This window comes from Allosphingosinicella sp. (genome assembly GCF_059502505.1).
The window spans coordinates 244,850-259,421 of record NZ_JCACEU010000020.1 but is presented as its reverse complement, the minus strand read 5'-3'; the positions used below and the strand labels follow the sequence as shown (position 1 = coordinate 259,421).

Sequence of the window (14,572 nt, the reverse complement as noted above, 5' to 3'; positions counted from 1 at the left end):
GCGGACAAATCTCGAAGCGCACTTCAGCGGCGAATGTCTGCACTAGGTGGAAAGCCGACGTTCGCTCAGATGATCTCGAAGGCGATTTCTGCCTGAGTGTCGTTGCGCACGTCGTTGAATACGGCAGTCACGTCCGACACGAACTGGCGCAGCTCGGGCGAGAGACCCTGAGCGCCCTGGAGTTCAACCTTGAACGGTGGCTCGACCTGGTTGATGCCGCCATAGAGACTGTCCTCGAGCGCATCGAGGTTTCGTCCGTGCCAACCTGGCGCTCCAAGTTGCGGCAGTAGCTCCGAATAGAAATCCTCGGTCGAGCGCCAGCCGCTCGCATCGAGCCTGATCACTTTCATATGGGGCGAAGCTGACACGGCCGCGCGATGTCCGCAATGGGTGGAAACCAGACATTGGCGCACGCGATGCACCCTCCTATTCTGCCTTGATGACCTTTGAGGAATACGCCGCTGAGCTATCCAGGATCGATCCGGAGGGACCAAATCCGGATGTCGATTGGAAGAAGGTCACTCGCCTGTGGGTGCAGCTTGAGAAGAAGGCAGAGCGGCTCATTTCCTCCATTGCTCCCGGTGCGTTCTGCACGGCGCAGGAGTGGGACCAGAGGCTCGACTGCACGATCAAGCTCGCGGACGGCAGCGTGGTAGGGGAGATGGTTGGTCTGGACGAGGTATCTGAGCAGCGCCTCAGGGCGGCGGGAGACCGACTTCGGAAACGAGCCGAGGGTGACACCATCCCGCTCGTGAACGAGGTTCTGCCACCGGTAAGGATAGCTCCTCTCCCTGACGAGTGAACGTCCGCAATGGGTCGAAAGGGGAACCTTCGATCACATGCCCCCTCCACCTAAAGCAACGGCGGATGAGAACATCAAGAAGAGAGCGAGTACGGTACCCCCTATAATCGCACTCCGATACCTTCGGGATCTAAATGCAGTGCCGCTGGCGATCACGAGGCTCGCGATCAGCAGCAAGAAAATGAATGGTGGATCATCCTCAATGCCATACTTGCGGCCGGCCTGAGCAACGGTAATTTGATGCCATGTCAAAAAGATGGTGAGCGCAAGGTTCAAGGTTAGCAGAATGGCGGCGGCCGTTTGCTGAACTCTGCTCATTTCTCAGGTCTGCCGTCTGTGCTGTATGTCCGCAATGGGTCGAAAGCGGGTTATGTTGCTGAACGTCCGGAGGGGTGGAAATCGGATATTGGCGTATGTACGCCCTCTGCATGCAAGTTACCGCCGAAGAGACCTTCATTTCACCTTCAGGGCAGCGGCGGGCGCGCCTCTGTCGCCGCGACGATGGGCGGTTTCAGGTCGTCACGGAAAGGCTCTGTGAGCCGACCATGACTATGAAGCGTACTGGATAAATGACTACCCGCCGTCCGGACTGTTTGCTCGTCGCGATGACGCTCGCGTGCATTTGATGGGCATCCTTCCCAAGGCGACGGAGCTTCACAACATAGAGCCGTGCGAGTTTCAGCTTGAGGTGGGGCCGTATCCAGAGCCTGTGCAACGAACGACCGCTTAGGGTCGGGAGCAGACATAAGCCGCTGATGTCGGCAATGGGTGGAAAGCGGACACAGAGACTCCTCAGTCAATCATCGGTCGCAGCCGCCTCGTTCCCGATGAAACCAAATTCAAAGCCAGCTACGCGAGCGGCATTCATAAGGCAGCCCAGCACCTCCGCACCCTCCTCGAACGGCTCCAAGTTGCCCTGTGCCCAGTCTGGGCTGAGAGCGTGGAAGCCATATTCAGACTGAAAGGCCCCCTTGGCCCGAGCGCCGCAAAGTGCTTCTAGCTCCCGGGTGAAAACTCCGTCGTCTGTCACCCCGGCTTGGTATTTTGGGACTCGTTCAAGCAGGCCGCGCTTAGCTAGCCAAGCCTTAGCTTCTCGCAAGGAATGTGCGGATAGACGCGCATTCCTGGTGGCATCGTAACGCGGCTGAACAGCGGGTGGCAGTTCGAGATCGTAGTAGCTAGCGGCCTTATCGGCACAAGCGAGCTGTTCATCAGAAACCGATGTTGCCCCTGCCGCTGTCAGCACTTCAGATTGCAGCACTTCCTCATAACGGATCGTGACCTCTCCCAGACCACATCGCGAAATGCGTTCTGCCGCGACCTGAGGGGTGATCTGCTCGAAAAGCATCCCGGGCTCACTCGGCGAAGTAAGGCTCATGAGCACTCCAACGGAAATCATGTGCCAAGTCTCGCATCGTCCCCTGATGTCTGCAATGGGTCGGAAAAGCGACATTTGCCCATGCCCGCCGTTGCAAGGCAGGCCGGGGCTTAACGATGAGCCGGCAAGCTCCACGTATGCCGAAGGTGTTGAACCCTTGGTTCTCCGCTCTTGGCTCTCGCCCGCCGCACGGAGATGCGACAGGCGGTAGCGTCAAGCAGCGGAGTGCCGCTCGACTTGACAATGTCGCATGCAGAGACGCGGCCTTCAGCGCTAAATGTCAGTTGAAACTCTACGGTGCCTTCCGCGCGTTGAGAAAGGAGGGCTGCTGGGTAATCAGGCGGGAAGATCCAGCCAGCCTCAACAGCATCGTCGCTCGGACCGGCCAGCGCGATCGCAACTACGAGGCTCAGCATCACCTACTCCAATCGTTCTGCGATATCCTGAACCAGCAGCCTGACCTTGGCAATTTGGATATGTCGCAGAACCGTTCTGAGCCTCTGGAATGGGTGGAAACCGGACTTTCATCCGCATAGTCCAAGCTATGCCGTCCCATCGTCAACGCTACAGACACATCCTTACCACGGCTTTCGACCGCTACGGTGATGCATGGCTCTATTACTCAAACGCCTGGGCGGAAGGTGTGGAGGTTTCTTCCGAAGAGCGGGAAGCTTATCTCTCAGGACGCAGGGAAGAATGGTACGGGATAGTCGCTTCAAGGGACGCCACCGCGCCCCGACGACCCTACTGCGCCACCGTGAGGCGTCTGCTTCTGGCGACCATCAGGGGATATGATCCCTCAGAGCCAATTGAGTAACGGCAATTGAATGTCCGCAATGGGTCGAAAGCGGACGTTCGCACCTCCTTGCATTCGGATAAGGGCCAAGTCCTTTCGACAGAGCAGCCGACAAACCTGCCATATGAGGATCGCTAGGCGCCGCTAATCTCCAATCTTCGGCGCACCTCCTTCGAAAGCTATTCACCGGCGCAAGCCACTCGGAAGGCGCGCGATCAGCGCGCCGTGTAAGCACGAAGGAAGCGCCATTGCGTGTGGCGGAGGTGTATTTCGGATGTCGCTCATCTTTGCCGCTCGGGCCCAATCGGCCGGGGCCGACAAGCGAACGTTCAGCCAGCTGTGCCTGTTGGCTTTCGACGCGACGCGCGACACCTGTCGAAACGCATTCATCGACCGATTGCACCGCTCGCCGTTTGCGAGGTTCCCCGTGGTCCATCTGTATAGCATGCTCGGGGTATATCGACTTTGAATGAGCCTCGTCTGCCGTTGCAGCGTCGCTCGTTGAGCCGGGCTCAGGGATGCTCCTGGCGCTCCGGGGCCAGCGCGGCAGCGGCGCATCGCAGGGGGGAACTATGACACATGTGACTTTGACGCTCGCGCCTCTGCTATTATCAGCCGCATTGGCAACGCCTCCAGCTGCGGCCGCCGTACAGCAAGATGCGAAGGAACTACCGTTAGGTGCTTCACAGTGCGATGCTTGTCTCCTCGACGGGCTGCTCGAAATTCCTGTAACCATAGGCGAGGGGAAGTGGGCCGTGCCTGGCATCCTCACGGCGCCGAAGGGGAAGGGGCGCTATCCAGTAGCCGTGCTCGTGCACGGTTTCGGGCCGGGATCGATCGACGGCGACGTCGGGCCCAACAAGGTGATGCGGGAAACCTCGATCGGTCTCGCCCGGGAGGGGGTAGCGGCGCTTCGGTTCGCAAAGCGCACGACCACTCACCGCAAGCTCTTCAGCGCCGAGAAGCGACGGGCAACAATCGAAGAGGAGTGGATCGACGACGCGGTCGCAGCGGTGAGGCAGCTGAGGGGCATGTCTCTGGTCGACCCCGCGCGCATCTACATTGTCGGACACAGCGCCGGTGGCGGCATGGCGCCCAGGATCGCCTTGCTTTCCGGCGCGGCCGGTGCCGTCATCGTCAATGGCGCCACACGCGAGGCGGGCGACATGATCAAGGAGCAGATGGAGTATGTCGCCTCCCTATCCGAGAACCCGTCGCTCGAGGAGCGGGCACGGCAAGCGACAATGCTTCTCGAAGTCGAGCGTCTGAGACGGGACGAACCGGCGGACGATGAGGTCATCCTCAACCAGCCGATGTGGTTCTGGCGTTCAATGAGGAAGATCGACAGCCTGAAGGACATCAGCCTTTTGACGGGCCGCGGTGGGCGCGTCCTGATCGCCCAGGGCGCACGAGACTATTTGACGACGGAGGTCGATTGGAAGGGCTTTCAAAGCGCCTTGTCCGGCAATCCACACGTTCGAATGGAGCGCTTCCCGGCGCTCAATCACATGATGCAGGAAGGCACGGGCAGAATGACGCCGGCCGAGTATCAGTGGAAAAAGCCGGTGTCGACGGCCTGGACGGCAACGTTGGCCAAGTGGATCACTGGGACGCCCTGAGCGGCATCCCTCGACCACCGGCGACTGCGCGCCCTTTCCGGGAGCTCAACTTCGCCGAGGATTACCTCGAGGCGGACGTTCGTTCAGGCTGACACTCAGCGCCAGCTTCCCTTCCATTGCCCACGTTCATGGCCACGCGCTAATGCGATGAGCCTCTGTCACTGTTTCAATGTCGATGGGCCTGAGCGGCCGCGGACGGCTCGTCAGGTGGACGTGCACTGGCGCATCTCAGCGTGACGCAGTCATCGATCGAACTTCAGTCCATCGACCGCTGCCGCTCGTTCGTAGGCATCGGCGGGCGCCTCGGAATCGGCATCGCTGACGATCGCCCAATGCCCCTCGGGCTGCTTCATCAAAACCGTCATGAACTTACCATTTGTGACCGTGGGCGCGGCGTCTTTCCCAAGGGTGTAGGCAGTCCGGACATAACCGTGGTCCACATAGAGGTTTCCGAAGCGCTTACGCTCAACGATGCGGAAGCGGATGTCGACAGCGCCGCCCTTGTCTTTCACCTGCTGCTGGAAGCCCGTGAGCCCCTTCATCAGCGTCTTCCGGTCATGGATCGTAAGACCTGGGTTCCGCGAACTGTAGGTGGCGTTCGGCGCATACACCCTCTCAAGACCCGCCGGGTCGAGCGAGGCATAGGACGCGGTTAACCTTTCGTAGACTGCGTTCGCTTCTTTATCGCTGGCCTGGGCAGGCGACATCGCCGCCGCAATGATCAAGCCAAGCCCCCCTGATTGAGCCATTCTCATTCTCCGAGTTTTTGATTGGCGATCCACCAGCCGGTGAATACTCACTGCCGAGGGTCGCGACAGAGAAACTGCCGCAATTGACCTAGCTGTCGACTGCTCAAGCCTCGCAGCGGCGGCTGCCTGCTCGCCGGCGCATCGAGGCGCCGACGAGACCTAATCCGACAATCAGTGTGGCCCAGGTTGCTGGTTCGGGAACGGCGCTGATCACCTGCTGTGGATCGCCGATGGTGATGTCGTCGATACCGAAATTGTCGACCGCGCCAGCGGAGTTGCTCACGAACCGGACGCCGGTGAAGGGGTTTGTCCGGTCGGTCAAACCGAAGAAGAGCAGCGATCCGTTGTTGGCCTCGCGCGTGTGCGGCACGGTGATCGCTTCGAAGCTTCCAGCACGCAGCAACTCGATCGAGAGCTGTCCTGCGAAATCGCCGATATCCGTGCCGTAGAAGCCGATTGCAGCGATCGCCTGATCGAAATTGATTTGGAAGGATCCGTCGCTGCCAACGGCTAGGTAGCGCCCTCCGGAAGTTGGAAAGCGACCTGTCGCATTGGTGCCTGCGCCGAGGCTTACGCCATCGCGGGCGAATGTTCCCGTGATCGTTCCGGCCGACCCGGTAAAGGTGAGACTGGTGGGCGTTTTTGTGAGATCATCGAAGCTCACAGTGCTTGTGCCGCTGAGCTCCGCGAGAAATGCTGCGCGAGCCTCCAGCGGCGTGCCGGAAACGGCTGCGCGAGGACTGAGATTCTCCGCAAAGAAGATTTCGGCCGCGGAGGCGGGAGCGCCAAGCAGCGTCAACGCACAAGCAAAGGTGAAACCAACGAATTTCTTCGGCACCAATCCTCACTCCCAATATCATCAATCGTCATGGGATATTCGACTGCCAGCCGACAGCGTGAGGCTGGTGCCGACGGATGGACGAAATCGTCGACCAATGAAGGCCTCCCATTCAGGCCGAAGCGCGGGCGTGACGGCCACTGGAACGGAGCATCGCCTGAATGCGAGAGACATAGGTACGGCCGACCCGCACCTCATTCCCGCTCCTAAGCTCGATGCGAACATCGCCGTAGCCGACCTTGCGAATGGCGGCGATCGAGGATCGCCGGACAAGCGCCGAGCGGCGGACGCGCATGAATTCCGCGGGATCCAATCTGGTCTCAATCCCGCTGAGAGTCTCGCGCAGGAGAAAAGTGCTCTTCTTGGTATGCAGACGCACATAATCACGCTCGGCCTCGATCCACTCGATATCTACGACATGCACCGGTTCGAAGGCGCCTCGCCGCTCCCCCCAAAGCTGGGTCTCGAAACGCGGCGTGTCCGGAGCACCGCCTTCGTGACGCAGAGCAGCCAGCAGCTTCTGCAGGTCGCGTGCGCGCTCAGCTGAATCTGCGGCCCTGAGTGCCTCCCGTGCGCGGTCCAGAGCCTGGCTGAGGCGGCTGAAGGCGACCGGCTTCACGACATAATCGGCCGCTCGAATGTCGAAGGCGCGGGCGGCGAAATGGTCGAAGGCGGTGACGAAGATGATCTGCGGCATGTATGAGCCGGCGAGGGCCTCGACCACGCCCAGCCCATCGAGCCCACCCATGCGAATGTCGAGCAGCACAACGTCAGGGCGATGGCTTTTGATGATCTGGAGGGCATCCTCACCGCTTTGTGCGCGGCCGACGATCGAAACGTCGTCAATTCGATCGAGCAGCAGCTCCAGGCGCCTGATCGCCAGCGGCTCGTCATCGACAATCAGAATGCTCAACGTTCTCATGAAGCCAGCCGCAGCGGCATACGCACGCGCACCGTGAACCCCCGAACCGCCGACCTCTCGACTGCAAGCGAGGCGGCCTCGCCGAAACGCGCCGCCAAACGCTGGCGTATATTCTCGAGGCCTATGCCGGTTCCGGATGCTCCGGAGGCTCCAGGTCCGTCGTCCGTGACCGCGAGTTCCAGCCGATCCCCGATCTGGCGCGCCGCGATCTCGACGCGCGTCTGCGACCCCGGCGGGTTCATTCCATGCTTCAGCGCATTCTCGACCAGCGGCTGGAGGATCAGACTTGGCACCTGTGCTTGAGTGAGCTCGGCCGGCACGTCGACCACCACATTGAGCCGATCCGAGAACCGCACCCGTTCGATGTCGAGATAGAGACGCTGTAGCGAGAGCTCATCAGCCAGCAAGACGTCGTGCAACGGATCGACGGCAAGGCCGGTGCGAAAGAACAGTGCGAGGCGCCCGACCATCTCATCTGCTTCCTCGGCACGATTGTCGAGGATCAACGCCGAAATGGAATTGAGCGTGTTGTAGAGGAAATGCGGGTTGATCTGGTAGCGCAGCGCCCGAAGCTGCGCTTCCCGCTCCTGGGCCTCGAGCCGCGCCAGCCGACGCTCCCGCTGGTTGGCGATCTGCGCGTTGATCAGTGCCAGGTTCATCGCGATCCATACCGACGAAGGCGCGAGCCAGAAGAAGCTGGAAGCGATCACCCGTCGGACGGCGAAGCCCTCCCATATCGGTGCCGAATTGATGAGGTTTGAAAGGACGATCAGTAGAATACCAAATGGCAGAACGCCGATGACCGCCAGCGTCGTGGCAATCGCCGCCTGCCGCGGGAAACGGTAGCGGGCCGCCCGGAGCATCCCCGCCTGGAGCAGCAGGAAGAAGGTGATGCCGACCAGCGACAGAATGGCATCCTTGGCCAAATAGGACGCCCGGTAGACGAAGTCCGTCTCTGACATTCGGTATGCGGTGGCGCTGCCGATCGCGAGGAGCCAGAAACCGGCGGCGCCAAGAATGCGCGCCGGCCAGCCGATCGCAACCGCATCCCCGTTCGTCGGCAGGACGATCGATTTGCTCAACATCCTCGTGCTCCTCCCGCAAAGCTGAGGGCCTGTCCACTCGCATCCGTCGAGCGATTGCGCGGTTCGTCGGTTTGCTGATCGCTCTTTCGAGGCCCGCTGTGGATGTGATGGAAACCGCCGCACGCAGGTGATGCGGTCCGGTTCACCTTTCGCCTGTGGCTCTCTGCCGTCGGCGTCCTCGAGGATATGATGCTTTTTCATTCGGTCGCGATCTTGTCCTTGGCTCTTCTTACCGGAAGCGGAGAGATGGGGGATCTTCCGCGCCAGGCTGCGCTTGGCATCGTTCCGGGCGCGCCGCTGCAAGTGCCGGAAGGCACCGGAGTCCTCATCGAGGACATCGCGGCGCCTGAGCTGGCCCGGCAATTGGGATTTCAAAAAGGAGATGTTCTGCTTCGGATGGACGGTCGTCCCATCAGCACGAGGGATGCCGTCTTCGACGCTTTGGGGGCAAAGCACGGCGGCGAGCCCGCCCGGATCGACGTGGTGCGCGGCGGCAAGGTGAAGCGGCTCAGCGGCCGTTATCCAGAGCGCCCGCGCGAAACTTATCAACACGGCACAGCCGCCTATGGAACGGTCTCGTTCCGCGATGGCCAGCTCAGGGATATTCTGGTCACCCCGCCCGGTGGCGCCGCGGGGCCGGTGCTGTTCCTGATCCAGGGCTATACCTGCACGACGATGGAGGCGAGCAGCCCGGAGAGCCCGTACCGGCTCCTGATCGAAGGGCTGCTGCGGAGGAACATATCCGTCTACCGAGTCGAGAAGCCCCAGGTTGGCGACAGCCGGGGCGGCCCCGCCTGCATGGACATCGACTTCAACACCGAACTGGACGCGTTCCGCGCCGGCTATCGCAATCTTGTCGAGAAGCACGGGGTCGATCCGAACCGCCTCTTCATGCTTGGCCATTCGATGGGCGGCATTCAGGCGCCCCTCCTCGCCGCAGAGGGGCCGTCTCCTCGCGGCGTCGCCATGTTCGGGACAGTGGTTCGCAACTGGGCGGACTATCTGATGGACGTCTATAAATATCAGGGCTTCCATGGCTTCGCCGCGGACCCCGCCGAGAATGAACGCAACGGCGAGAAGCTGAGGACCCTCTTTCATCGCATCTACGTCAACGGCGAAGCGCCCGCTGCGCTTGCCGCGGAAGGCCCTGAGAACGAGACGCTTCTTCGCCAATTCCAGGAGTGGGACGGAAAAGAGATCATCGGTGGCCGGAACTTCCGATACTGGCACCAGCTGACGAACATTCGCCTGATCGAGGCGTGGAGGAATACCCACGCCAACGTGCTTTCGATCTTCGGCGAGAGCGACATCGCCGCGATGAGCCGCGCCGACCACGAGCTGATCGCCCGGGTCGTCAACCATTATCGGCCCGGCACTGCGCGCTTCGTCGAAGTGCCGCGGACCAGTCATGCGATGACCGACGACGGCACTTTGGAAGAAGTGCGCAAGCATCTTGCCGGCGGCGGCCGCATGTATGGCGGCAAGTTCAATCCGCAGATGGTCACCTTGCTTGCTGACTGGATCGAGAGCAGCTTGAAAGCTCCGCCGGTCGCGAACAGCATATCATCGGGAAGAGCAGGCGGGTGAGCAACGCACGAGCGAGGCTCGCGGCCTGCCTGGTGATGTTCGCGCCCGCCACTGCTCAGGCCCAGGTCAGCGGAGCAGGGGTGGCCGCGCCAGCGCTCGCAGGCTGCGACACGGATCTCATTTACCTCAACCAGGTCACAGGCTGGCAGCAGAGCTGGCCGATTGAATGGGCCGCGCTGGCGGAGGCTTTGCCGGAGGCGCAGGCCGAAGCGCTCGGGCGCTGGAAAGCTGTTGCCGGTATTCTGGCGCGGGACAAGGAGGCGATGAGGTCGGGTCTTGCCGGGGGCAGGACTGCCCCGGCGCCCGTGGTTCGCCGCGTACTCGAACAGATTGACGGTCTGCTCGAGCAACCGCTCGCGCCAAGCCTCAAGGCGCCCGAATGGCGGGCGCTGCTCGACGGAAAAATCCGTCCGGCCATCCTTGATTATGCCACCTTCCTCCGCGACGTCTACCTCCCCCTCGCCTCGGATAAGGGGCTCTCCGACCACCCGGATGGGCACCGCTGCTTCGAGCAGTCGACAGCCTATTGGACGTCCCTGAAATTATCTCCGGCCGACATCGAGGCGCTGGGTCGAAGACTCCTCGCCCGCTACCGCAAGCAGCTTTCCGAGTTGACCGGCCTCCCTGATCGCCATCTAGCTGCCTATCTGGCGGATCGTCGCAGCGATCGCGGAACGGCGTCGCGTGAAGAGATCGTGCGCGTGTCGGAAGCCGCCATCGCTCGCGCCCGAGCGGCGCTGCCGCGATGGTTCGATGTGCGGGAAGTTCCGTCCCTGACGGTTCGGTCAATTCCGGCCCAAATCGAAGAGACCGTGCCCGCAGGCTATTATGAGCTTGCCCGCGACGGGGCAGGCGCAACCTACCATATCAACCTGTCCCGCCCCGGCGAACGGCGCCTGATGGCCGAGGTCATCGCCTTTCATGAAGGCATTCCGGGCCATCACCTCGCTTTGTCGGCCGCACCGCCCGCCGCGATCAACTCCGGCTTGGTCGAAGGCTGGGCCATCTATGCCGAGCATCTTGCCGACGAGATGGGGCTCTATTCCACCAGAGAGGACCGGATCGGCATGGTCGCCAAGCATCTCTGGGCCGCTAGCAGGCTGATCGTCGAGCCCGGCCTCCATGTGCACGGCTGGCCGCGCGACCGGGCCATCGCCTTCATGCGCGACAACACCGCCTTGTCGGAGCGAGAGATCGCCATCGAGGTTGATCGCTATCTCGCCTGGCCCGGCCACTCTCTGGCCTACATGGTCGGCCTCGATGCGATCGAGCGGGCCCGATCCAGCCAGGCCCGCTGCCTTGGTCCGCGCTTCGATCCTCGCCTGTTCCACGCCGCCATCCTGTCCCCGACCATGCAGAGCCTGGAGGATGTCGAGGCGCTGGCTGCCCGTCATTGCCCCTCAGGAGAAACATCGTGAAGAGCCTGTTGATTTTCGCCGCTGCTGCGGTCGTGTGCGCTGCAGCTTCGGCCAACGCACAGAAGCAGCCGCCGCGAACCGACCTTTCTGCGTTGAACGACGAATTCGATAGCGACGGCGTCGATCCGAAATGGCGCTGGTTTCACGAGACCCATGGCTGGGCGGATATGGTGAAGAGCCACGATGTAGGGCGCACGACGAAAGGCGCGCTCAACCTCCAGCCTTATGATTCCGGCTGGATCCGGGACAAGGTCGCGCCGTTCCTCTACCAGGACATCCAAGGCGACTTCGACATGCGCGCGCGGGTGCGGGTTCGGAGCTCAAGCGGAGCGGTGCCCGCCGGCACATGGTCCCTGGGCGGCCTGCTCGCGCGTGTCCCCAACAACATCACTGCCGCGAATTGGCAGCCGCATCGCGAGAATTGGCATTTCATCACGACCGGAGTGGGGCTGGAGCGCGGCGTCACCGTCACGGAGACCAAAGGCACTTATAACGGCTACTCATCGCTCAAGCTTCGTCCGTTCCAGAGCGATTGGGTGGAGCTGCGGCTGGTGCGGGTCGGCATGACGTTGTTCGCGCTTGCCCGCCCCGAAGGGGGCACATGGCAGGTTCGAGATCGCTTCTATCGGATGGATCCCGGCAGCGCGATGCAGGTGGGCGTGATCGCCTATACGGGGAGCGAGGATCTGCCGCCCGTTCCCGAGGACGCGAACGTGATGAACCGCACGGTGAACAAGACGGCGCGCGTCGACATGTTGATGGATGTGGACTGGATACGCTTCACGCGGCCGAAGCCGGAGATCGTGTGGGATTGGCGTGAACAGGTCCGCGCCCATCCCCTAGCCGATCCGAACATGAGCGAAGCGAGAATTCTGGCCGCCCTGGGCGACTGATCGGGACGTCCGGCCGGGGCGCAAATCGCGCTGACCTGCTTCTTCGCAAAGGCCCCCTTTGCTGACTGGGTCTGACAGCCAGCCTTTCCTGCAACCCTTTTCCATCACCGGCGCGATCAAGTGGGCGACGAGCCTTCGCGCTTTCCCGGAGGATCATGAATCTTATGTCGAGACCTGCGTTTAGATTGAACGGTCCTGCTCGGGCCTTCGTGCTGCTCACCGGCTGCATGAGCTTGGCGGCGCCTGCCTGGGCGCAGGAGCCGGACGCTCCCGCAGCCGAGGGCGTGGAGGAGATTGTCGTCACCGCGCGCAAGCGGGAAGAGAATATTCAAGACACACCCATCTCGATCACGGCCTTCTCAGCACCGGCGCTCGAGGCACGCTCCGCATTCGGCGTCGAGGATCTGGACGAGTTCACGCCCAATCTGACGGTGAACACCTCGTCCGCATTCTCCGGCAGCAGCCAGAGCGCATCCGTTTTCATCCGTGGTATCGGTCAAACCGACTTCACGCTCAACACGGACCCAGGCGTCGGCATCTATGTCGACGGCGTCTACATATCTCGCGCCGTCGGATCCCTGCTTGACCTCGCGGACGTGGAGCGGGTCGAGATCCTGCGCGGCCCGCAAGGGACGCTGTTCGGCAAGAACACCATCGGCGGCGCGATCAACATCACGACGCGCCGGCCTTCGTTCGAGCCGGGGGGAGAGGTCTCCGCTCTTTACGGATCGGACCAGTGGGTGCTTCTGTCGGCGAACGCAACCGGTCCTCTGTCCGACCGCCTCGCGGCAAAGCTCTTCACCCGGCTCGAGCGGCGGGACGGCTATGTCGAGCGCGTGAACGACGGCGTCATGTTGGGCGACGACAACAAAGCGGCTGCACGGCTCGGCCTGCTGTTTGACGCGACCGAGGACACCCGACTTCGGTTCAACGCCGACTATATGCGGTCCCGCGAGAATGGTGCGCCGCTGGTGCCGCGCGAGATCAATGCGAACGCGCTGTTCCCGACGATCCACAATGCGCTGGTAGCGCCGACGCTCGCCCCGACGCTCGGCAGTCGCGCCTTCTACAATGCGCAATTCGTGCTGGCGGACCCCTATGAGGTGGAGGGAACCTATCCGGTCTACTCGAACGCCGATATGTGGGGCGCGTCGCTGGACGTCGAGCATCAAACGGGCCCGCTGACGATAAGATCGATCACCGCCTATCGCGATGTTAGCAGCGAGTTCTCGCGTGACGGCGACGGCTCGCCCTTGCAGGTGCAGTCCACAGAGGATCGATATGATTATCGTCAGCTGAGCCAGGAATTCCAGCTTCTGGGGCGCGCGGCGAACGACCGGCTGAACTACATCGTCGGTGCCTATGCTCTGGACGAAAAGGGCAGCAATCCCAATATCGTGGACTTCGGCTTCGTGCGCTTCCTTTCAGGCGGCCGCGTGCGCAACACATCCTATGCAGCCTTCGCGCAAGGGACGTATCGCCTCTCGGACGAGCTCAGCCTGACCGCCGGCCTTCGCTATACCGATGAGGCCCGGCGTTTCAGCCCCGATCAAAGGGTTCTTGAGCAGCGGGTGACCTTGCCGATCCCGCCATTTCCGCCCGAAGCGGCCGTGCTGAACTTCCTCGCGGGTCAGCCGCTTGTCGCGCCGGGCCGGGTGACCTCCCGCAGCAGCGAGTGGACGCCGATGGTGACCCTGTCCTTCGAACCCAGCGACAACCTTCTGCTTTACGCCACCTATTCGCGCGGCTTCAAAAGCGGCGGCTTTGCGCAGCGGCTCTTCCCGGCCAACCTGGAGCTTGGGCCGGCCGGGCCGACAGGCCGGCTGCTGCCGCCACCCGCCTTCGGCCCTGAGACCGCATCCGTCTACGAAACCGGCTTCAAGGTCAGCACGCCTGGCCGCACGCTGCAGCTGAACGGCGCGGCTTATTATACGGACTATCGAGATTTGCAGGTGACGGTGCAGGTCGGGGTGGCGCCGACCACTCAGAATGCGGCCGCCGCGAGCGTCAGGGGCTTCGAACTGGAAGGCCAGGTCGCTCCGGTCGGGGACATGCGGCTGAATTTCGGCGTCGGGTACACCGATGCCGAATATGACCGGCTCGACGCGCGAGTGACCGGGTTGACCTTGGCGAGCAAACTCCCCGGCACATCCAAATGGACCCTGAATGCCGGCGCGTCATACGATTTCGACTTGCCCGGGCGAGCGCGCATCACGCCTCGCCTCGACTGGGCGTATCGCAGCAGCTTCTTTTTCGACGCGAACAACACGGTTGGGGAAGATGGCTACGGGATCTGGAACTTCAGCCTCACTTATACAGCAGCAAAGAGCGGCATCGACGTCGCGGCGTTCGTGAAGAATCTCAGCGACGAGCTCTACTACACGCACGGCGAGTCGATCCTGGATCCTGCCGGCTTCACGCTCACCGCGCCCGCTCGAGGACGTGAATGGGGACTGCGGGTCACCAAGTCGATCTGATCGACCGA

The 14,572-nt window shown here is 62.1% G+C and carries 14 protein-coding genes; 6 read left to right on the top strand and 8 right to left on the bottom strand.

Annotation, left to right across the window (positions count from 1 at the left end; genetic code table 11):
* Positions 1-65: 65 nt before the first annotated feature.
* Positions 66-350 carry a barstar family protein gene (locus AC5JBD_RS16925; protein WP_495723000.1) on the bottom strand — a complete coding sequence of 95 codons (285 nt, stop codon included), beginning with the start codon at positions 348-350 and terminating at the stop codon, positions 66-68.
* Between the two features lie 89 nt (positions 351-439).
* Here AC5JBD_RS16925 and AC5JBD_RS16920 point away from each other — a divergent pair, with 89 nt between their 5' ends.
* Positions 440-802, top strand: coding sequence for a hypothetical protein (locus tag AC5JBD_RS16920; protein ID WP_495722999.1), 363 nt, complete (start codon positions 440-442; stop codon positions 800-802).
* A gap of 33 nt (positions 803-835) precedes the next feature.
* On the opposite strand, the gene AC5JBD_RS16915 is transcribed toward AC5JBD_RS16920, so the two are convergent.
* The 3 genes from AC5JBD_RS16915 to AC5JBD_RS16905 form a co-directional block, all read right to left on the bottom strand.
* A complete protein-coding gene (locus AC5JBD_RS16915) occupies positions 836-1,120 on the bottom strand; it encodes a hypothetical protein (protein WP_495722998.1) in 285 nt (94 codons plus the stop codon).
* 478 nt (positions 1,121-1,598) lie between these two features.
* A complete protein-coding gene (locus AC5JBD_RS16910) occupies positions 1,599-2,150 on the bottom strand; it encodes a hypothetical protein (RefSeq protein ID WP_495722997.1) in 552 nt (183 codons plus the stop codon).
* A gap of 140 nt (positions 2,151-2,290) precedes the next feature.
* Positions 2,291-2,596 (bottom strand): energy transducer TonB, encoded by a 306-nt coding sequence (locus AC5JBD_RS16905; protein WP_495722996.1) that lies wholly within the window; start codon positions 2,594-2,596, stop codon positions 2,291-2,293.
* Between the two features lie 952 nt (positions 2,597-3,548).
* On the opposite strand from AC5JBD_RS16905, the gene AC5JBD_RS16900 reads away from it, so the two are divergent.
* The gene (locus tag AC5JBD_RS16900) at positions 3,549-4,595 is read left to right on the top strand and encodes an alpha/beta hydrolase family protein (protein WP_495722995.1); all 1,047 of its coding nucleotides are present in this window, start codon (positions 3,549-3,551) and stop codon (positions 4,593-4,595) included.
* 242 nt (positions 4,596-4,837) lie between these two features.
* Here the strand turns inward: AC5JBD_RS16900 and AC5JBD_RS16895 are convergent, their stop codons facing one another.
* The 4 genes from AC5JBD_RS16895 to AC5JBD_RS16880 all read right to left on the bottom strand — a co-directional run bounded on the left by AC5JBD_RS16895 (position 4,838) and on the right by AC5JBD_RS16880 (position 8,552).
* Complete coding sequence (locus AC5JBD_RS16895; protein ID WP_495722994.1) at positions 4,838-5,344, bottom strand: YybH family protein; 507 nt, start codon at positions 5,342-5,344, stop codon at positions 4,838-4,840.
* Between the two features lie 103 nt (positions 5,345-5,447).
* The gene (locus AC5JBD_RS16890) at positions 5,448-6,185 is read right to left on the bottom strand and encodes a PEPxxWA-CTERM sorting domain-containing protein (RefSeq protein ID WP_495722993.1); all 738 of its coding nucleotides are present in this window, start codon (positions 6,183-6,185) and stop codon (positions 5,448-5,450) included.
* A 109-nt stretch (positions 6,186-6,294) separates the two neighbouring features.
* Positions 6,295-7,095: a LytR/AlgR family response regulator transcription factor gene (locus AC5JBD_RS16885; RefSeq protein WP_495722992.1), complete on the bottom strand. Its 801-nt coding sequence runs from the start codon at positions 7,093-7,095 to the stop codon at positions 6,295-6,297.
* Between the two features lie 5 nt (positions 7,096-7,100).
* Complete coding sequence (locus AC5JBD_RS16880) at positions 7,101-8,552, bottom strand: sensor histidine kinase (protein ID WP_495722991.1); 1,452 nt, start codon at positions 8,550-8,552, stop codon at positions 7,101-7,103.
* On the opposite strand from AC5JBD_RS16880, the gene AC5JBD_RS16875 reads away from it, so the two are divergent.
* The 4 genes from AC5JBD_RS16875 to AC5JBD_RS16860 all read left to right on the top strand — a co-directional run bounded on the left by AC5JBD_RS16875 (position 8,436) and on the right by AC5JBD_RS16860 (position 14,564).
* Positions 8,436-9,776: an alpha/beta hydrolase family protein gene (locus AC5JBD_RS16875; protein ID WP_495722990.1), complete on the top strand. Its 1,341-nt coding sequence runs from the start codon at positions 8,436-8,438 to the stop codon at positions 9,774-9,776. The genes AC5JBD_RS16880 and AC5JBD_RS16875 overlap by 117 nt on opposite strands.
* A complete protein-coding gene (locus AC5JBD_RS16870) occupies positions 9,773-11,194 on the top strand; it encodes a DUF885 domain-containing protein (RefSeq protein ID WP_495722989.1) in 1,422 nt (473 codons plus the stop codon). The genes AC5JBD_RS16875 and AC5JBD_RS16870 overlap by 4 nt, the downstream gene beginning before the upstream one ends.
* Positions 11,191-12,087: a DUF1349 domain-containing protein gene (locus AC5JBD_RS16865; protein WP_495722988.1), complete on the top strand. Its 897-nt coding sequence runs from the start codon at positions 11,191-11,193 to the stop codon at positions 12,085-12,087. The genes AC5JBD_RS16870 and AC5JBD_RS16865 overlap by 4 nt, the downstream gene beginning before the upstream one ends.
* Before the next feature lie 164 nt (positions 12,088-12,251).
* A complete protein-coding gene (locus AC5JBD_RS16860) occupies positions 12,252-14,564 on the top strand; it encodes a TonB-dependent receptor (RefSeq protein WP_495722987.1) in 2,313 nt (770 codons plus the stop codon).
* The last annotated feature ends 8 nt before the right edge of the window (positions 14,565-14,572 follow it).